Raw genomic sequence first — 19109 nt, 5'->3', positions numbered from 1 at the left:
CACACGATGGTTGGAAGCCGGTAAGTCAGTTGGTGCCCGCGCCGTAGCCGCCGCCGACGAGCTCGGCCGCCTCGTGCGCGTCCGATTCGCCGTGCTCCGCGAGCCATCGTTCCGCGTCGATCGCCGCGCTGCACCCGGAGCCGGCGGCGGTGATCGCCTGCCGGTAGGTGCGGTCCACCAGGTCGCCGGCCGCGAAGACGCCGTCGAGGTTGGTGAAGGACGTCTTGCCCTTCGTGACGACGTAGCCGTCCTCGTCCAGGTCGACCTGGCCCTTCACCAGCTGGCTGCGGGGGTCGTGCCCGATGGCGACGAAGAAGCCCGACACGTCCAGCGTCGACTCGGAGCCGTCCTTGGTGTCCTTGAGCTGCAGGCCTTCGACCTTGCCGTCGCCGAGGACGCCGGTGATCTGCGAGTTGAGCTGCCACTTGATCTTCTCGTTCGCGCGGGCGCGCTCGAGCATGATCTTGGACGCGCGGAACTCGTCGCGCCGGTGGACGATCGTGACGGACTTCGCGAACTTCGTCAGGAAGGTCGCCTCCTCCATCGCCGAGTCGCCGCCGCCGGCGACCACGATGTCGTGGTCGCGGAAGAAGAAGCCGTCACAGGTCGCACAGGCCGACACACCGCGGCCGAGCAGCTCCTGCTCGCCCGGGACGTTCAGGTACCGCGCCGCGGCACCCATGGCGAGGATGACCGCGCGGGCGGCGTAGCGCTTGCCGTTCGCGGTGACGTACTTGACGTCCCCGGTCAGCTCCAGCGACTCGACGTCCTCCGCGCGCAGCTCGGCGCCGAAGCGCTCGGCCTGCTTGCGCATCTCCTCCATCAGGTCCGGACCCATGATGCCGTCGCGGAACCCGGGGAAGTTTTCCACCTCGGTCGTCGTCATCAGCGCGCCGCCGAACTGCGTGCCCTCGAACACCAGCGGTTCAAGCTGGGCCCGCGCCGCGTAAACGGCAGCGGTGTATCCGGCAGGACCCGACCCGACGACGATCAGGTTCCTGATTTCCTCGGCAGCCACCCGTTGACCTCCGCTCGTAGTGACCTGTACCAGGCTCAACACGATCGTAGGTGGCCATGTTCCCAACGGTGACAGCCGCTACTTCTCCCCGACGACCTTGTCGAACAGGACGGCCGGATTTCCCGGCCCGCAGTCGGCGCCGAAGGCCACCAGGCGGAACTGGGCGAGCTTGCCGGTGGTCAGGATGATCATCACCCCGGCCTTGCCGCCGACGTTCACCGGGCGGATGCCCTCGGGACGCACCTTCGGGTCCAGGCCGGCGGCCGCGATGCACGCGTCCAGGCGGTCCTCGTTCTGCAGCGGGCCGAAGTCGCGGACGCCGATCGCCTTGCCGACCAGGGCCTGCGCGCCGGCGCCGTCGCTGCCGACCGAAGGTCCGGTCGGAGCCGGTGCGGCCACGTCCGGGGTGCCGGGCTTCGGCGAGGTGTTCGGGATGGCGACCGTCACGGCGACGACCGCCGCCGCGGCCGCGGTCAGGACGCCGGCGGCCCAGCCGAGCCGCTTGTTCCGCTTCCGCCGCGCCGCCGCGAGGTCCACCACCTGGGCGCCCTGCGGTGCCGGAGCTGCCTGCCGGGGTTCGGGAAAGCGGGCGGCTGCTTCGGCGGCCAGCGCCGCGTCCAGCCGGGCGGCGAACTCCGCGGGCATCCGCGGGGCGGGCGCGTCGGCGAGCGAGGCCAGGTCGGCCTGCGTGGCGTCGAGGGCGTCGAGGATCGCCCGGGCCTCCGGGTCGGCGTTGACCACCGGCCACAGCTCGGCCGCCTGCGTGTCGTCCAGGACACCGGCGTGGAGGTCGGCGAGCACGTCGACAGACCAGGGCGGACCGATGGTCCCCCCGATCCCCCGGCTTTCGTCCGTCATCGTCCCTCCCCGCTACCCGGCTGACGCCCGGCCCGTTTGCTTTCGTGAGTTGGGACGTTCGCAATCGCATCGGGGTTCCGCAGGTGCCCGAGAACCTTCGCGAGTTTCCCGCGGCCCCGCGCGCACCGGCTCTTCACCGTGCCTTCGGCGATGCCGAGCATCTTCGCCGTCTCGGCGACGGAGTATCCCTCGACGTCGACCAACACGATCGGGGCACGTTGCTCTTCGGGCAGCTGGTCGAGGGCCTCGCGCACGAGCAGGCTGGTTTCCCGCTCGGCCATCGAGTCGCGGGGCGTGGCCGGCTCGTTGAAGCCGGTTTCCGGCAGGGGCACGGTCGGGCGTGCCTGGCGCCGGCGGATCCGGTCGAGGCAGGCGTTCACCACGATCCGGTGCAGCCAGGTCGTGACCTGCGACTCCGCTCTGAAGTTCCCGGCCGCGCGGAACGCGGAGATGAACGCGTCCTGCAACGCGTCGGCGGCCTCTTCCGGGTCGCGGACCGTGCGCAGGGCCACCGCCCACATGCGGTCGCGATGTCGCTGGACGAGTTCGCTGAACGCATGGGGGTCCCCCGCGGCGTGAGCCGCTATCAGATCCGCATCCGTGGGAGCTGCAGCTGTCACCCGGGAGAGCCTACTGACCCGGTCGGGTACGTCACCCCGCAGGCAGGAACGACAGGTCACCGATCTGGGTGAGGAACGCGCCGTCGTCGCCACCCAGCGCGGTGATCCAGACGATGAAGTACTTGCCCTGGACCGGCTGCGCGAGCGGGATCGTCGTGTCGCCGTCCTTCAGGTCGCCGTTGCCGACCACCTTCGTGTCGGCCAGGTCGGGGTTCTTCTCGGTCGCCGAGCGGATCTCGACCTTGGTGCCGGGCGTGCCGGCGCTGACCTTCACCTGGCTGAGGTTGATGTCGTCGGCGAACGTGACGACCAGCCCGACCCCGGGCTTGATGACCGGGAACTGCTGCTTGTACTGCTCGGTCTTCCAGACCGTGCCGGGGTTGCCGTCGATCGCGTTCTTCGCCCGGCCGGTGTTGTCGCCCTTGCCTTCCGGGTTGTAGACGGCGACGGCCTGCGGCTTCACCGGGTCGCCCACCTTCGGCGCCGGCGGCGGGGCGGGCGCGGACGACGACGCGGGTGGCTGGCTCGCACCCTGGCTCGACGCCGGCGGCTGGGCGACGTTGATCGTCGGCCCGCTCGCCTTGGAGTCGCCCTGGAAGACGTTGATCAGCATCAGCCCGCCCCAGGCGAGGATGACGACGGTGGCGACCACCAGCACGGTGACGCCGAGGGCGAGCTTGCGCCGCCGGGCGACGTCCTTGACCGGCTTCTTCGTGGTCCAGACGGTGCCTTCGCTCTCGGCCGGGTCACCGCCGACGGCCTTGATGAGCTGGGTGCGCTCCTCTTCCTCGGCCACCTGGTCGAGGACGCGCAGGATGGCCGCGCTGGTGCGGATGCCGCCGTTGCCGCCGTCCTCGATCGTGCGGACGGCCAGCGACGAGAGGTCGGCCGGGACGGTCGGGACCAGCTGGCGCGGCGGGACGATCCGGCCCTGCGGCGTCATCGGGGCCGGCGGGATCGCGGGCGGGCCGCCGGGCAGCGCCCAGCGACCGGTCAGCAGCAGGTAGAGGACCGCGCCGAGCGCCTTGACGTCGTCGCGCAGCGTCGCCTCCGGCAGCGGGCCGGGGAACGCGAGCTTGAGCGCGCCGTTCGGCGTCAGCCGCAGCCGCTGGGGGTGGTCGAGGCCGAGGACGAGCCCGTTCTGGTGCGCCTGCTCGACGGCCTCGGCCAGCGCCTGCACCATCCGCGCGGCCGCGGCGGGCGCCACCGGCCGCTGCGCCACGAGGTCGACCAGGTCACTGCCCTTGGTCCATTCCGCGACGACGACGCCGAGCAGGCCTTCGCTCGAAGTGATGCCGCTGCCGAGGGCGAGTACGTCCAGCACGCGGGCAACGCCGCCGTGGCCGAACTTCGACGCGTGCGTCGCGCGTTCGAGCGTCCGCCGGGCCAGCCGGGCGGCTTCGGGATCCGCCGGGTCACCGACCAGCAGGGTCAGCGCGACGTCCCGCTTCAGCTGCCCGTCCCGGGCACGCCAAAGGTGCGCGTCGCCCCGCTCGTCCACGCCGAACTGCGCGAGGAGGCGGTAGCGGCCGTCGCCGACCACACGCCCGGGGGCCAGCGATCCGACCTGGGCCTTGCCCACGTGGTTCGCACCCCCCGCCTGTTCGCTCCGCCTCGTGTCCACCCGCACTCGCTCCCGCTCGATCCCCGTCGCCGAGGGTACCCAGAATACGACGCGGGAGTCGTCGCCTTCCGTACCGCAATCGTTACCCGCGCTTGATCAACCGGGTGAACCTCGAAGTGGCCGGTTTCAGCTCCTCGACCTTCAGGACCATCAGCACGCCGAACGAGACGGCGATGCCGACGATGCTCTGCAGGAACAGCTTCACCCACGCGCCCAGTTTCGGGCCGAACGCGTCCGGCACGATCTGGCCGGCCACCCAGGCGGCCCCGACGCCGAGAGCGCTCGCGACGACCGTGAAGAGAATCACGCCGATCACCCGCTTGCTGCGCAAGTTGCCCAGCGTCACCCACAGCCAAACCTGGCCGAGGATCGCGCCGACCACGAACGTCAGCGCGTTCACCATCATCACGCCGAGCACGACGTTGTCCGGCGACAGCAGCACCGGGCACAGGTACAGCAGCGGCACCTTGACCAGCGTCATCACGATCATGATCAGCGTCGGCGTGCGGGCGTCCTTCATCGCGTAGAACACGCGCATCTGGAGCATGACCAGCGCGTACGGCAGCAGCGCGAACGCCGAGATCGCGAGGGCGTCGCCGAGCCGCTCGGCGGTGTCGATCGTGCCCTTGCCGAAGGTGAACAGCGCGATGCCGATCGAGCTGCCGACCACGGTCATCACCGCGGAGATCGGCACGAGCATCACCGTCGACATCCGGGACGCGTAGGAGAGGTCGCCGATCAGCTTCTTGTGATCGCCGTCGGCGGCCGCCCGGCTCATCCGCGGCATGATCGCCGTCAGCAGGGAGACGCCGATGACGCCGTACGGCAGCTGGAAGAGCAGCCAGGCGTTGCTGTAGGCGGTCACCCCGCCGGGTGCGCCGCTGGTCAGCACGCGTGTGTTGATCGTGTAGCCGATCTGGCTGACGGCGACGTAGCCGAGGATCCAGAGCGCGAGGCCGCCGAACTCCTTCATTTGCTTGTCGATGCCCCAGCGCCACTTGAACCGGAAGCCGGACCGCAGCAGCGGCGGGACCAGCAGCAGGGCCTGCGCGACGATGCCGCCGGTGACACCGATGCCCAGCGTCAGCACCTTCGGGTCGGTGATCGACACGTTCGCGGTGTCGATGTCGCCCGGCATGATCCAGACGACCAGGATCGTGAAGATGACGACCAGGTTGTTGATCACCGGTGCCCACGCGGTCGGCCCGAAGATCTGCTTGGCGTTGAGCACGGCCGAGAGCAGCGCGAAGACGCCGTAGAAGAAGATTTCGGGCAGCAGCAGGTAGGCGAACGCCGTGGTGAGGTCCGCGCTCGCCTTGCCGGACGAGTCGACGTAGAGACTCGTGAACGCCGGTGCCGCGATCACCGCGACCACCGTGCCGACCAGCAGCAGCGAGAACGCCACCGTGATGAGCCGCTGGGTGTAGGCCGTGCCGCCGTCGGGGTCGTCCTGCGAACGGACCAGCAGCGGCACCACCACGCTGGCGAGCACGCCACCCATCAGCAGCTCGAAGATGATGTTCGGCATCGTGTTGGCGACGTTGAACGAGTCGTTCGCGATGCCCTGGCCGATCGCGGCGACCAGCAGCAGCTTCCACAGGAAGCCGGTGATCCGGCTGATCAGCGACGCGATGGCCATCCGCCCGGACGCCTTCGCCAGCGACGGCGCCTTGGCCGGCGCCTCCGGCGCTTCCCCGTCCGGCCGGGGCTTGACCAGCGGCCCCTTGAGCGCCGGCATGACCTGGGTCGCCAGCGCGTCGTACGGCCGCATGACGTCGGGGTCGGCGACCGGCCAGCGCGAGTTCATCGGCACCCCGGCGGTGCGCGGGATGAACCGCGTCGCCTCCGGATCCGGCGGGCGCTGGACCTGGGTGGCCTCCTCCTGCCACGGCCGCACGGGCGTCGGACGCCGCGAGCCGCGACCGCGCGGCGGAACGGGCGTGCCCGGCGGCGGAGTGCCCGGGCCGAGCGCCGGACTACCGGGCGGCGGGGTCATGGGCGGGTTCGGCTGCGGGAGCCGTCCCTGGTGCGGAGCCGAGCCCGCCTGGGGACCGCCTTGCGGCGGGCCGCTCTGCGGCGGTGCGGCCGGGTGGGCGCCGCTTGGCGGCGGGCCCGCCTGCGGGTTGCCGGGCGAGATGACCGGCTGGGCGCCACTCAAGGGCTGGCCGGGCGGCGGAACCTGCGGCCCGCTTTGCGGCGGCTGGCCTTGGGGCGGTGCGGCCGGGTGAGCGGCGCTTGGCGGCGGGCCGGGCTGCGGGTTGCCGGGCGAGATGACCGGCTGGGCGCCGCTCAAGGGCTGGCCGGGCGGCGGAACCTGCGGCCCGCTTTGCGGCGGCAGGCCCGGCGGCGGAGCAACCGGCTGGGCACCGCTCAGCGCCTGGCCGGGCGGCGGCACTTGCGCCCCGCCTTGCGGCGGGGCGACCGGCTGGGCACCGCTCTGCGGATTGCCCTGCGGCGCGCCGCTCGGCGGCACCGGCTGGACCCGCGTCGGCGCCGGACCGCCACCACGCGGCGGCTGCCCACCGCGCGGCGGAACCCGCCGCTGGTCCTCGCGGAGGGCACGGTCGTCGTGCGGGCCGCGGTCGTCCCGGGGCCAGTCTTCGCGCGGCCGTTCGCCACGGGGGCCGCCCTCGCGGGCCGGGAACTCGTCCGGCGCCGGACGGTCCCGGCGCGGGCCACGCTGCTCGTCCGGACCGGGCCGCTCCCCGCGCGGGCCGCGGTTGTCGTGGGGCGGGCGGTCACCGCGGGGTGGCAGATCGTCCGGCACCGCTCGGTCGCCGCGGGGCCCACGAGCCGCCGGGTCATCGGGGATCGGCCGGTCGCCACGAGGGCCGCGGGGTGGCAGGTCGTCCGAAAGGGCTCGGTCGCCGCGGGGCCCGCGAGCCGCCGGGTCATCGGGGATCGGCCGGTCGCCACGGGGTCCGCGAGCCGACGGGTCATCCGTGAGGGCTCGGTCGCCGCGGGGGCCACGGGGCGTCGGGTCGTCCGTGAGGGCTCGGTCGCCGCGCGGGGCGCGTTCGTCGCGCGCTTGGCGGTCGCCTCGAGGGGGCAGGTCGTCCGGCATGGCTCGGTCGCCGCGGGGGCCGCGGGCCGGCGGGTCGTCCGGCGCGGGACGGGGACCGCGGGGCGGGATGTCCTCCCGGGCGGGCCGGTCCCCCCTCGGCGTGCGGGCCCGGCGGTCTTCGCGCCCCCGGCGGTCGTCGCGGGGTGGCTGGCCGTCGCGGGGGCGGCGGGCCGGGGCCTCGTCGCGGACCGGGCGCTGGTCGCGGACCGTGGCGTCCTCCGGGGCCGGCATCTGGCGGGTGTGGCCGTTGCGGGGCGGCTGGCGGCGGCCGCGCTCCGGAGGCGGGGGCGGCGGCTGCTGACGACGGACCGGCTGCGAGCCCCGCGGCGGCCCGTCGCCCCGTTGCGGGGGCGGGGGGCCTTCGCGCCGAGGACGACCCGCACGCTCGGGTGGTAAGCCCGGCTCTCTCTCCAACGCGTGCCCAATCCTCGGTGCTCTATTCCGGCTCGCGGCCCGGTGCCGCGCACGTGCGGACCAAGGGTAATCGCGAACCGCCCGGAACACTCAAAGGCCGAGCGATCAGGCCACGACGTCGCGGCCCGCGCGGGCGTCCTTCACCCTCCGGTAGATGCGCCGGGAAGCGAGCAGAAGCAGGGCCACACCTGCGGCTACGGTCGCGATGATGGTGATCGCGCCGTACTCGGTGGACGTCAGTTCGAACCGCGCGGATGACCCGAGCGGGGTACCGGTCGGCGTGCTCAACGACACATCGACGCTGAACCGGCCGGCCCGCAGCGCCTCCACCGGCAGGAAGTAGTTCTTGCCACCGCTCGCCGGGAAGAACCAGTCCTTCGCGTCCTCCGGGCGCAGGCCCGTGTTGTTGTTCAGGGTGAACCGGGCGTTGATCCCGACCGGCAGGTCGTTGCTCACGTACACCGGCAGCGGCGAGTTGCCGGACGCCAGCGCGATGGTCTGCTTCGGCTGCGAGACGGTCACCCGTCCGCTGATCGCGGCCAGTTCGGCCTGGGCGTTCGTGGTCGCCGCGTCCGCCGGCAGGCCCCGCCACGCCGTGGACGCGCCGCGCAGCTCGGCCAGCCGGATCGGCTCGACGACGTCGTCGGGTTTCACCCGTTTGGTCGGGTCGAGCTGCATCGCGGACGCCAGCCCGGTGGCCTTGACGTCGAGCCCGGCGAGCGTCGAGACGACGCCGGCATCGACGCCCGCGGCCGGGTCCGTCCCGCTGTCGCCGACCGCGCCGGCGGCCGACGGCTCGGCGGCGAGCAGCGCCGGCAGCCCCGTCGCGGTGACCACGCCCGCGCTCAGGAAGTCGCTGACCTGCTGCAGGTAGGTGGTGAACTCCTCGGCCGAGGCGTCCCAGCGCCGCGGCGGCGCGACCAGCAGGTGGTCCGGCCGCTGCCCGCCGGTCTGGCCCAGCCCGGCGCGGAAGGCGAGGGCGCCGAGGCCGTTCTGGCTGGCGACCGCCCGCTCGGTCGTCGCGGGCACGGTGACCGAGCCGGGCACGGTCGGGACGCCCGTCATCGCGGCGGAGATCAGCGAGTCGGTCGGCTGCAGGCGGACGGTGCTGCCCTGCACGGTGACGCCGCCGCCGGCCGCGGCGGGCGGGAGCTTGCCCGCGTCGGTGAGCACGGTCCGGACGCCGGCCTCGGACAGCGCGGTGAGCACCGACGCGCTGGGCGTGCCGTCCGGCCAGAGCACGCCGGTCTGCGGGGCGACGTCGGTCAGCTCCTGGATGGTCGCCGCGCCGGTGGCCGCCCGGGTGACCAGGCTGGTGTCGCCCGGCCGGATGCGGGTCAGCGCGTCGAGGTCGGTGTCGGCGAACGGCAGCGCCACCACGCAGCGGTTGCCGACCAGCGCGCGGAGCTCGGTCAGCCACGCCTTCGCGGCCTCGGCACCCTTGCCGTCGACGTTGCCCGTGTCCGTGTCCGTGTGGACGAGGTAGCCGCGGGTCATCGCGTCGACCGTGGCCAGCAGGTCCGGGTCGAGCGCGAAGCACATCGACTTCGCCAGGTTCGAGTTGTTCCGCACGGCCGACGCCGCCGACGTGACCAGCGCGTTCAGCCGGCCGTCCCCGCTGATCTCGCCGGCCAGCCGGTCGTCGGCCAGCACCAGCGGGCTGCCGTACGGCGCCGCGTAGACGTGCGGGATGTTGCCGGTCAGCGGCCAGAGCAGGGTCATGCTCGGCGCGCCGCCGCGGCTGGTGGCCTGCTTGCCCGGCCCGGTCAGCACCGGCATCAGCATGCTGACCGCGCCCAGCCGCGCGGGCCCGCCGAACTCCGGCGTGCCGTTGACGTTGACCAGCAGCGGGTAGACGCCGGGGCGGGCGAACCGCTCCGCCCGCGCCCCGGTCAGCGGCACGGTGATGTTCAGCGGCGCGCTCTGGCCCGGCTCCAGCACGTCGGCGACCGACGTGAACTCGGTCAGCGGGGTGTCCTTGACGACGGCGCCGGACAACACGTCGCCGACCCCGCGCTCGGTCGTCGCCCGGTCCCCGACCTGCAGCCGCACCTGCGGCTTGGCGACCCGGCGGTCGCCGGTGTTGGTCACCGTGCCGGTGACGGTCAGCGTCGTCGTCGAAGTCGTGATCACCCGCGGGCTCAGCCCGGCCAGGTCGATGCGCAGGCGCGCGCCCTCCTGCGCCTGGGCGACCGTGGCGCCGGCCAGGGCGGGGACGGCCAGGAAGAGGACGGACAGGAAGGCTGCGGCGAACCGCTTCACTCGGGGGCTCCCTCAGGGGCGTGCTCGTCTCGTCCGTGGACGTCCGGGCGCGCGAAAAGTTCCTTGTACATCTGACTGGCCTTCCGGACGAGCTTGCGCTCGTCGGAGTAGGCGAGTTTGGTCTCCAGCTCGGCCAGCGGGACCCAGGCCACCTCGGTGACCTCGACGTCCTCGTCGGACAGCTCACCGCCGAGCGCTTCGAGCAGGAAGTGGTGCACGGTCTTGTGGATGCGCCGCTTCTCGGCCACGAACCAGTAGTCGATGGTGCCCAGTGGCCGCAGGACGCGCGCGGAGATGCCGGTTTCCTCCTTCACCTCGCGCACGGCCGTCTCTTCCACCGTCTCCCCGTCCTCGATGTGGCCCTTGGGCAGCGACCACAGCAGTCTGCCGTGCCGGTCGAGCCGGCCGATCAGCACCGCCTGCTCGCGGTCGGCGTCCACCACGAGACCACCGGCCGACGTCTCGTCGACCGTGGTCAGCCGCCTGCCGCGTTGACGCCTGCGCCGCCTGCGCGGCTTCGAGGCGCCGGGGCGGCCGGCTGATCCAGACATGCTGCGATGCTAGAGCAAACGGTCTCCCCGGTAGGCTGGCTCTCCGTGTCCGTGTCCGGCGGTGCCTGCAGCTATCGCACCTGGAACGTAGTGGGATTTTCGTGAACGACGTGGTCGACGAGCAGGTGGTGGGGCTGGTGGAGGTCTCGCCACTGGCGGAGGAGCTGGCGGAAAGGTTCGCCAGGGCGGGGCACCGCCTGTACCTCGTGGGCGGCAGCGTCCGCGACGCGCTGCTCGGCCGCAGTTCCGGTGACCTCGACTTCACCACCGACGCGCGGCCGGACCGGGTGCTGAAGATCGTCAGCGGCTGGGGCGACGCGGTCTGGGACGTCGGGATCGCCTTCGGCACGGTCGGCGTGACGAAGAAGGGCATGCAGCTCGAGATCACGACGTTCCGCGCCGACAGCTACGACCGCGTCGGCCGCAACCCCGAGGTCACCTTCGGCGACAGCATCGAGGGCGACCTGCTGCGCCGCGACTTCACGGTCAACGCGATGGCCGTCGACCTGGCGTCCAAGACGTTCATCGACCCGCACGACGGGCTCGGCGCCCTGCGCGAGCGGGTCCTGGACACGCCGGCGACGCCGCAGGAGTCGTTCGCCGACGACCCGCTGCGGATGCTGCGCGCCGCCCGCTTCGCCGCCCAGCTGGACTTCACCGCCGCGCCGCGGGTGGTCGACGCGATGACGTCGATGGCGGAGGAGATCGACCGGATCACCGCCGAGCGGGTGCAGGCCGAGCTGTCGAAGCTGCTGCTGGCGGCCGACCCGCGGCCCGGCCTGGAGCTGCTGGTCGACACCGGGCTGGCCGACCGGGTGCTGCCCGAGGTGCCCGGGATGCGGCTGGCGATCGACGAGCACCACCAGCACAAGGACGTCTACCAGCACTCGCTGACCGTGCTCGCCCAGGCGATCGACCTGGAGAAGACGCACGAGCCGACGTCGGAGCCGGACCTGATCCTGCGGCTCGCGGCGCTGCTGCACGACGTCGGCAAGCCGGCGACCCGGGAGTTCCAGCCCGGCGGCGGCGTGAGCTTCCACCACCACGAAGTGGTCGGCGCGCGGATGGCCCGCAAGCGTTTGCGGGCGCTGAAGTTCTCGAAGGAGATCGTCGACGACGTCTCCCAGCTCGTGTTCCTCCACCTGCGGTTCCACGGCTATGGCAAGGGCGAGTGGACGGACTCGGCGGTCCGCCGGTACGTCACCGACGCCGGCCCCCTGCTGACCCGGCTGCACAAGCTGGTCCGCGCCGACTGCACCACCCGCAACCGCCGGAAGGCGGCCGCGCTGCAGGCGACCTACGACGACCTCGAAGCCCGGATCGCCGCGCTCAAGGCCAAGGAGGACCTCGACCGGGTGCGGCCGGACCTCAACGGCGAGCAGATCATGGAGCTGCTCGGCCTCAAGCCGGGGCCGGACGTCGGGAAGGCGTGGAAGTTCCTCAAGGAGCTCCGGCTGGACCGCGGCCCGCTCGACCACGACGAGGCGGTCGCCGAGCTGAAGAAGTGGGCCGCGGAAAACGGCGTCGGGGACGCGTGAGCCGTGGCGGGCGGGGGCAGCTTCCTGGTGGCGCTGCTGAGGCGCGGCGCCCCCGCGATCGCCACCGCCACGAGTGAGCTGCCCGCCGAGATCGCCGACCCGGCGCCGATGCACGCGCTGCGGCGCATCTCGCGGATGTCCGGCCCGATCGACCCGGCCGAGCGGGACGGGCTGCTGCTGCGGGCCACCCGGTACGTCGTGCTCATCCCGCTGGCCTACCGGCTGCTCGCGGTGCCGGGCCAGTTCGGCGTCTACGTCCTCCAGCGCGGCACGGCCGGGCTGCTGCCGGTCGGGGTCTTCACGCTCCTGTCGGTGGCGCTCAACGTCACCGGCCTGCGCTGGATGTTCCGCTCGGCGCCCTTCAGCGGCCGCAACGCCGGGAAGCTGCTGGCCGTCGACCTGGCCTTCACCGTGCTCTCGCCGCTGCTCATCGCGCTGACCGTGCCCACCTCGGCGTACTTCGACGCGCTCGCGGTCACCAGCGTCCACCTCTACGGCGAGATCGGCCTGCTCACGCTCGCGCTCGGCCTCCCGAGCGGCGTGGTGTTCGGCCTGCTCAGCTTCCCGCTCCGGATGCTGGCGAACCGGCTGAACACCGGCGGGTTCCTGGCCGGGGCCGCCTTCTCGACGTACTCCGTGCTGCTCGCCGAGCTCTTCCTGGCCACCGCCGCGCTGGTGCTGACCGGTCTCGGCACGCGCCTGGCCTTGGCCTACGGCACCCGCAACGGGCGGCTCGCCGAGCGCGCCCAGCAGCACCGGAGGCTGCACGACACGGTGCTGCAGACCTTGGAAGCGATGGCCTTGTCCAGCCCGGGCGACCCCGCAGAACGGCTGGTCGAGATCCAGCGGCTGGCGCGGGCGCAGGCGATGGAGATCCGGCACACGATCGAGTCGGCGGCGTCCGAGCAGGCCGAGGCCGGTGCGCGGCCGCTGGGCGAGAAGCTCGCCGCGCTCGCCGCCGAGATGGCCCGCGACGGCCTGCGCGCCCAGCTCGTGGTGGCCGAACTGGACGACGACACGCTGTCGGAGGTCCGCCAGATCGCCATCCGCGACGCCGTGCGCGAGGCGATGCGGAACACGATGAAGCACTCGGGCACCGACCGGGTGGTGGTCCGCGTCGAGGAGCGCGACGGCGGTATCGCGGTGATCACCCGCGACCACGGGAGCGGCTTCAGCGCGGCCGACCACCCGGCCGGGTTCGGCATCAGCGAGTCGATCACCGCGCGGCTGGCCGAGGTCGGCGGGACGTCGCTGGTCGAGTCGGGACTCGCCGGGGGCGGCACGCGAGTGACGTTGTGGGTCCCGTTCTGATATCTCCTGACCATGACCTCGATCGAGCTGCTCGCCGACGCTCTCGCCGCCCACCGCTCCGGCGACCGCGACCAGGCCGCCGAACTGGCCGCCCAAGCCGGGCGGGAAGGCTCCACGCTGGCGGACGAACTGCGGACCTACCTGGCCGGTGACGGCTCGGCGCCGGTGTACGACCAGCCCAGCGCGTTCACGGCGTTCATCCGCGGCGGCGGCAACGTCGAGCTGTACCGGGCCCTGAGCGCCGAGCTGGCCGCCCGGTACGACAGCGCCAAACCGGAATCGCTGCTCGACCTGGGCTGCGGTGACGGCCTCGCCGTGGTGCCCGCGCTGGAGCAGGCCTCGCACCTCCCGCCCCGGATCGACCTGGTCGAGCCGTCGGCCGCGTTGCTCGAAGGCGTCCACGAACGGGTGCCCTCGGCCCAGTGCTGGCAGTCGACCGCCCAGGACTTCCTGGCCCGCGACGACCTCGGCTGGGACTTCGTCCAGTCGACGTTCGCGCTGCAGTCCATCGAGCCGGAGCAGCGCGCCGAGGTGCTGCGGGCGCTGCAGCCGCGCACCGGCACGCTGGTGCTGGCCGAGTTCGACGTCCCCGAGTTCGAGGAAGGCTCGCCGGAGCACCTCCGGTCGCTCGTCGAGCGCTACGAGCGGGGTGTCGCCGAGTACGGCGAAGACGCCACGCTCGTCGCCCAGGGCTTCCTGCTGCCGGTGCTGCTCGGGATCGTCTCCGGGCAGCAGCGGACGAACTGGGAGCACCCGGCCGCGGTCTGGGCCGAGCAGCTGACGACGGCGGGCTTCACCGAGGTCGACGTCACCCCGCTCGCCGACTACTGGTGGTCGCCCGCCGTCCTGATCACTGCCTGCTGAGCGAGCCCGTTTCGACGTGCTGGGCGAGCGGCCGCGGCAGCAGGTAGGCGACCGCACCGCCCGGCAGCCCGCCCCACGGCGCCGTCACGCCGGTCAGCACCCGGATCGCGCGCTGCACCCGGTAGCGCCGCTTCTCGCGTTCGCGTTCGAACGCCAGCGCCGTCTCGACGAACCGCGAGCCGTCGGCGTGCACCAGGTTGCCGGTCTCGTTGCCGTACCGGACGACCGTGGTGCCCGGCGGCAGCGTGAGCAGGCGCTTGCCGCGGTAGAAGTTCAACGGCGGCTCGCCGCGCATCGGCAGGATCGGCCAGTCGGCGGGCTGGTCGGACTCCTCCGCCGGCCGCGGCGGCAGCATCAGCAGCACGCCGAGGAGGAACCGGGCGGCGTCGCCGAGCGAGCCGAACGCCACCGGCTCGTCGGACGGCGGCCGCGAGACCTCCCAGCCGTTCTCGGCGCGGCGCAGCGTCCAGACGCCCTCGGCGGGGATCTCGTTCGCGCCGATCCGGTAGGCCGCGGCGGGCACGCCGTGCTCGGCGAGCCGCTGCTGGAGCAGCTCCAGGGTCTCCGCGCCCTTCAGGTTCCGGACCGGCTCGCCGCGGGCCACGCGGGTCAGCGCGCGCTCGTCCGGCAGGTCGGCGGCCGTCTGCGGCGGCCGCGGCTGGCCGAGGACCTCCGCCTCGGCCGTCGCGCGGACGAGCTCCCCGACGAACGGCGGCCGAAATCCCACTGCGCGCACGTGCTCGACCAGCTCCGGCTCCGGCGGCACGCCGTACTTGCGCAGGTAGTGCGGCACGGCGGCGGGCCAGATCCAGGTGCCGTCGGTGTGGAACGCGTTCGGCACGTCCGGCTTCGCCCCGGGGCTGCCGAAGATGTCCGGCAGCGGGGTGGGCCGGTGCAGGGCGACCGGCGCCCGGAACAGGTAGTCGAGCAGGCCGCGGACCTGGTCCGGCGGCACCGGCGGCCGGTTGACCACCGGGCGCTCGCCCTCGACGTGCGAATCGGCGACCCGGGCGTTCCGGAACACGACGTCCAGCGGCAGCCCGGCCTTCGCCGTCAGCCAGGCCGGCATGTGCTTCGGCGTGCGCGGGAAGGTCGCCAGTTCCAGCTCGTAGGCGGCGGTCGACGGACGGCCGCCGTCGTTGGGCGGCACCCGCCAGTCCGGCTCGCGGTCGGCGTCGAAGTCGAAGTCGAACTGCGACTGCGCGTCGAGGGTGAAGGTGCCCTGGAACCAGGTGCCCGCCTCGGCCTGGAACATCGCCGCCCGCAGCCGCGCGAAGAGCCCGCCGAGCCGGGGCACCGCGGGCAGCGAGACCGACACCGGGCCGTCCTCGTCGCCGACCGCGCGGACCTCGATCTCGGCGTAGTCCCCGACCTGCCGGAACTGCGCGCCGACGCGCGCCCAGCCGCCGGGCACGGTGTGCAGCAGCGTCCGGCCTATGGCGCGCAGCAGCGCGTTCTGGTCGCCGGTGCCCGGCTGCGGACGGGCCTCCGGCGTCTCGGTGAAGTCCAGCCGCGTCTGCCACAGCGCGGTGACCTGCTTGGCCGGCACGGTGACCGAGAAGTCGGTCAGGCCCAGCTGGGCCGCCCGCGCGGCGTCGTCACGCACCCAGCGCAGGGTCAGCTCCGGCCGGTCGCCCGGCGCGACCTCGAAGACCTCGCCGTCGTACTCGGCGAAGGTCCGCAGCGTGAACGTCGACGGCACCTCGCTCGCCGGGACGACCTTCGCCGGACGGCCCTCGAACTCCTTGTCGAAGCCCTCCGGCGCCTCTTCCTCCGGCAAGACGGACAGCAGCACCGTGCCGTCCGTGGTCGACCGCTGCGCGCGGTAGGTCCCCTCGCCCCACGTCGCATACAGGCCGTCCGGGCGTTCGGCCACTTCAACCCGGTAACGCACGTTTGTCCTCCCCGTCCCCCGTGAACCAAGAATCTAGTCGACCGGGTACCGAGCGAACCACCGGTCGTCGCCCGGCGCATCCGGGCCGAACTCGGTGAGCGCGTCGTCCGCCAGGCCGACGATGACTTCGCGGAGTTCCAGCCGGTCGAGCCAGCTTTTCCGCAGGGCTTCCTCGCCGTACATCGCGCCGACGAGGTTGCCGCAGACCGAACCGGTCGAGTCGCTGTCGCCGCTGTGGTTGACCGCCGCGAGCAACGCCGAGTCGGCGTCCGAGGTGACCCGTGCGACGTACACCGACATCGACAACGCCGTCTCGCCGACGTTGCCCTGCCCGAGCCGTTCGAGCTTCTCCGGCGTCGGCGGGCCCTCCATCGCCAAGGCCGCGTCGAGCGCCGCGCTCTGCTCCTCGTGCCCCGGGTGCTTCACGAGCTCCGCGCGCGCGGTCGCGACCGCGTCGAGCAGCGGCTTTCCGTGCAGGAGCTCGTGCATGAGCACCGCGAAGCACCCGGACGACAAATACCCGCTCGGGTGACCGTGGGTCAGCGCCGCGCTTTCGGCGCCGAGCCGGAACACCTCGGCGAGGTCGTCCGACCACAGCGCGATCGGCGCAGCGCGCATCACCCCGCCGCAGCCCTTCGAGTTGTTGACCGGCCGGTCGATGGTGCCCCGGACGCCCGAGCGGCCGTACGCCTCCAGCTCGCCGAAGCAGGTCAGCCCCGGTGCACGCCGGCTGAACAGGTCCTGGTGGGTGATCAGCCAGCCGTCGGCCGCCTCGACCGCCGACTGCGGTCCGCGAGCGCGGTCCCACGTGACGCCCTGGGTGTGCAGCCAGCGCTGGTAGGCCATCTGCAGCGAGTGGACGACGTCCGCGGACCCGGTCTTCCGCTGCTGGGCGTGGGCCCGGATCAGCGCTTCGAGCGTGAAGAGCGTCATCTGCGTGTCGTCGGTGATCCGGCCGACGCCGCCGTACGCGGGGATGAAGTCGGTGATGCCGTCCGGTCCGGCGATCTCGCGGATCCGGTCGATCGAGTCGAACTCCGTCTTCGCGCCCAGCGCGTCGCCGATCGCCCCGGCCAGCAGGCTGCCCCGCAGTCGCGATCGCAAGTCCGGTCCCTCCGGTTCCGGGGTGAACCGGCCGCTCGGGTACCGGCGCTCCCAGCGTGCGTGCTCGGCGGTCTCCGTCCGGAGGCCGTTGCGGTTGAAGTACCAGAAGACGTCACTGGCCACGTCTTCGAGCAGGCCGAGGTCGGGCAGCGACGGCACCCACGGCAGGCCGGGCACGCCGACCCGGGCGCCGACCAGCGCACCGGTGATCGCGCCCGCCACCGGCCCGGACCGCGCGGCGAGCCGGATCGCGGCCTCGGGGTCGTACCCGCGCTTCGCCGCGGCGAACAGCGCGCGGCCGAGCACCGACCGGACGCTCCGGCCGTCGCCGATGGACTCCAGCTGCGTCACGTCGTCGGCGTCACGGTCCGCGCGCAGCGCCAGCGTCGAAGCCGCCAGGTCGCCGCCCACCTCGTGCAGGCGGACGTGCACCGGCAGCGCGAACGGCTCCCGCGTCAGCAGGCTCTGGAACAGGGAAATGAGCAGCTCGACGCCCTCGGTGACCTCGGCGCCGGCCGCGCTGCCGGTCAGTTCGCGGGCGACGTCCTTCGCGTACCGCTCGCCGTCGACGTCGGCCAACGCCACCGCCCCGGCCGGCGTCGCGGCCAGCGCCGTGGCCAGCAGCGCGGAGAACTCGGCGGGCGCGGGGCCGGCGTGCCGGGTCGCGACGGCGAGCCAGCCGACCGGGTCCGGTTCGGGCAGGGTCGCCGGGACTTCGCCGGTCGGCACCGGCGGCAGGCCGCGCAGCACGATGTCGGTGTGGAACAGCAGGTGCCGCGTCAGGCCGCCCAGCGGCAGGGAGCTCACCGGGTCCGCGCCGCCGCCGAGAGCGTCACCGATCGCGAAGCCGACGTACGCGCCGACGATCCGGTGCCACGCGAAGCGGTCGGGCGGCGTCCCGAAGGCGGAGAACTTGCCGAACGTCCACGGCACCGGCCGCGGCCGGGCGTCTTCGTCCACGTGCGCGATCAGACCGTTCGCGCCCAGGTCGGCGGGCCATTCCGGCTCCTGACCGGCCCGGCGGCGGACGCCGTTGCGGTACTGCCAGGCGAACCCGCGCAGGTACCGGACGCACTCCTCCGGCGTCAGCTCGAAGTGCTGGTCGCGGGCGTGGTCCAGGGCGTACCGCAGGTGCCGGGCCGGCAGGTCGGGCGGCTCGACGCCGAACTCCGCGACCAGCGCGGGCAGCGCCGCGGCGACCTCGGGCCCGGCTTCCGGCGCGGGCTCGGCCACGATGGGCCGGCGCTCGCCGGTCGTGCCCAGTTCGGCGGCGGTGAGGCTGCGGACCAGGCCGGTGCCAGGGTCGAGCGTCAGTCCCGACCCCGCCGGCAGCTCCCGGACCAGGACCCGCCACCGGCGCGGGTACCGCCCGGGCACCTTCGCCGACGAGCTGTAGGCGATGACTTCGCGCTCGTCCTTGCCCGGGACCGGCCGCACCAGCGGCTCGCCGTTGTCGAGCAACGGCACGAGCACCTCGCACTCCAGCAGAGCGCGGACGAATTCGGCGCGGGTGATCCAGTTCGCGGCCAGGTAGTTCAGCAGCTTCCCGGCGTCGGTCGCCGGAGCCGGGAAGCCCCGCCACACCGGGCCGGCGGTGTACTGCTCGTTGCTCCGGTACTCACCGTTCGCCCTGGTCCAGCCGCGGACGGCCCGCACCGGGAGGTCCAGTTCGGGGAACGCCTTCTCGTCGAACTCGGGGTCGACGTCCGGCCGCCACTCGGCCTCGGCGGGCGTGCTCGCCATCGCCGCCCGGTCGTACCCGATCTCGCCCTCGTCCGGCACCACGACCACCGGGCCGGGGAACAGGCCCGCGCCGATGTCGGTGCCGTCCAGGTAGCCGGCCGTGTTGACCGTGAAGCGCCAGCCGTCCGGGCGGCGCGCGGTGAACTCCGGCCGGATCCGCAGCCGGTCGCCGCCGGGCTGCGTGCGCAGCCACTCCCGCGCGCGGGCGACGGCTTCCTCTTCGTCCATTCTCCCCATCCTCGCG

The 19109-nt window shown here is 73.2% G+C and carries 13 protein-coding genes; 4 read left to right on the top strand and 9 right to left on the bottom strand.

Annotated features, from left to right (window positions below; all coding sequences use genetic code 11):
- Nucleotides 1-25: 25 nt before the first annotated feature.
- The 5 genes from trxB to murJ form a co-directional block, all read right to left on the bottom strand.
- On the bottom strand, nt 26-1018 hold the full coding sequence (gene trxB, locus ACWDN5_RS01435; RefSeq protein WP_449673828.1) for a thioredoxin-disulfide reductase: 993 nt from the start codon (nt 1016-1018) through the stop codon (nt 26-28).
- A gap of 78 nt (nt 1019-1096) precedes the next feature.
- A complete protein-coding gene (locus tag ACWDN5_RS01430) occupies nt 1097-1876 on the bottom strand; it encodes a hypothetical protein (RefSeq protein WP_449673827.1) in 780 nt (259 codons plus the stop codon).
- The gene (gene sigM / locus ACWDN5_RS01425) at nt 1873-2496 is read right to left on the bottom strand and encodes an RNA polymerase sigma factor SigM (RefSeq protein WP_086841008.1); all 624 of its coding nucleotides are present in this window, start codon (nt 2494-2496) and stop codon (nt 1873-1875) included. The genes ACWDN5_RS01430 and sigM overlap by 4 nt, the downstream gene beginning before the upstream one ends.
- Nucleotides 2497-2527: 31 nt before the next feature.
- Complete coding sequence (locus tag ACWDN5_RS01420) at nt 2528-4120, bottom strand: hypothetical protein (RefSeq protein ID WP_396136866.1); 1593 nt, start codon at nt 4118-4120, stop codon at nt 2528-2530.
- A gap of 82 nt (nt 4121-4202) precedes the next feature.
- Nucleotides 4203-6017 (bottom strand): murein biosynthesis integral membrane protein MurJ, encoded by a 1815-nt coding sequence (murJ, locus tag ACWDN5_RS01415; RefSeq protein ID WP_449673826.1) that lies wholly within the window; start codon nt 6015-6017, stop codon nt 4203-4205.
- A gap of 327 nt (nt 6018-6344) precedes the next feature.
- Between murJ and ACWDN5_RS01410 the strand changes: the two genes are divergently transcribed.
- On the top strand, nt 6345-7580 hold the full coding sequence (locus tag ACWDN5_RS01410) for a hypothetical protein (protein WP_449673825.1): 1236 nt from the start codon (nt 6345-6347) through the stop codon (nt 7578-7580).
- A 123-nt stretch (nt 7581-7703) separates the two neighbouring features.
- On the opposite strand, the gene ACWDN5_RS01405 is transcribed toward ACWDN5_RS01410, so the two are convergent.
- Both ACWDN5_RS01405 and ACWDN5_RS01400 read right to left on the bottom strand, forming a co-directional pair.
- Complete coding sequence (locus tag ACWDN5_RS01405) at nt 7704-9860, bottom strand: DUF6049 family protein (protein ID WP_449673824.1); 2157 nt, start codon at nt 9858-9860, stop codon at nt 7704-7706.
- A complete protein-coding gene (locus ACWDN5_RS01400) occupies nt 9857-10411 on the bottom strand; it encodes an NUDIX hydrolase (protein WP_310968361.1) in 555 nt (184 codons plus the stop codon). Before ACWDN5_RS01400 ends, ACWDN5_RS01405 begins: the two co-directional genes overlap by 4 nt.
- Before the next feature lie 101 nt (nt 10412-10512).
- Here ACWDN5_RS01400 and ACWDN5_RS01395 point away from each other — a divergent pair, with 101 nt between their 5' ends.
- The 3 genes from ACWDN5_RS01395 to ACWDN5_RS01385 are packed head-to-tail and all read left to right on the top strand — an operon-like array spanning nt 10513 to nt 14124.
- The gene (locus tag ACWDN5_RS01395) at nt 10513-11949 is read left to right on the top strand and encodes a CCA tRNA nucleotidyltransferase (protein WP_449673823.1); all 1437 of its coding nucleotides are present in this window, start codon (nt 10513-10515) and stop codon (nt 11947-11949) included.
- Nucleotides 11950-11952: 3 nt separating this feature from the next.
- Nucleotides 11953-13260, top strand: a complete 1308-nt coding sequence (locus ACWDN5_RS01390) for a sensor histidine kinase (protein WP_310968363.1) — start codon at nt 11953-11955, stop codon at nt 13258-13260.
- 12 nt (nt 13261-13272) lie between these two features.
- Entirely contained in the window at nt 13273-14124 is an 852-nt protein-coding gene (locus ACWDN5_RS01385; RefSeq protein ID WP_310968364.1) for a class I SAM-dependent methyltransferase, read from the top strand.
- Here the strand turns inward: ACWDN5_RS01385 and ACWDN5_RS01380 are convergent.
- Both ACWDN5_RS01380 and ACWDN5_RS01375 read right to left on the bottom strand, forming a co-directional pair.
- Nucleotides 14111-16018: a glycohydrolase toxin TNT-related protein gene (locus tag ACWDN5_RS01380; protein ID WP_449673822.1), complete on the bottom strand. Its 1908-nt coding sequence runs from the start codon at nt 16016-16018 to the stop codon at nt 14111-14113. The two genes, ACWDN5_RS01385 and ACWDN5_RS01380, sit on opposite strands and share 14 nt — an antisense overlap.
- A gap of 33 nt (nt 16019-16051) precedes the next feature.
- Complete coding sequence (locus tag ACWDN5_RS01375; RefSeq protein ID WP_449673821.1) at nt 16052-19093, bottom strand: ADP-ribosylglycohydrolase family protein; 3042 nt, start codon at nt 19091-19093, stop codon at nt 16052-16054.
- Between the last annotated feature and the right edge of the window lie 16 nt (nt 19094-19109).

It is taken from the genome of Amycolatopsis sp. NPDC003731, from assembly GCF_053586895.1.
This window is presented reverse-complemented; position numbering and strand designations above follow the sequence as displayed.

Bases quoted from the DNA above. Each gene is read 5' to 3' on its own strand.
- ACWDN5_RS01385 (WP_310968364.1), top strand. From the start codon at position 13,273: ATGACCTCGATCGAGCTGCTCGCCGACGCTCTCGCCGCCCACCGCTCC.
- ACWDN5_RS01375 (WP_449673821.1), bottom strand. From the start codon at position 19,093: ATGGACGAAGAGGAAGCCGTCGCCCGCGCGCGGGAGTGGCTGCGCACG.
- ACWDN5_RS01430 (WP_449673827.1), bottom strand. From the start codon at position 1,876: ATGACGGACGAAAGCCGGGGGATCGGGGGGACCATCGGTCCGCCCTGG.
- ACWDN5_RS01400 (WP_310968361.1), bottom strand. From the start codon at position 10,411: ATGTCTGGATCAGCCGGCCGCCCCGGCGCCTCGAAGCCGCGCAGGCGG.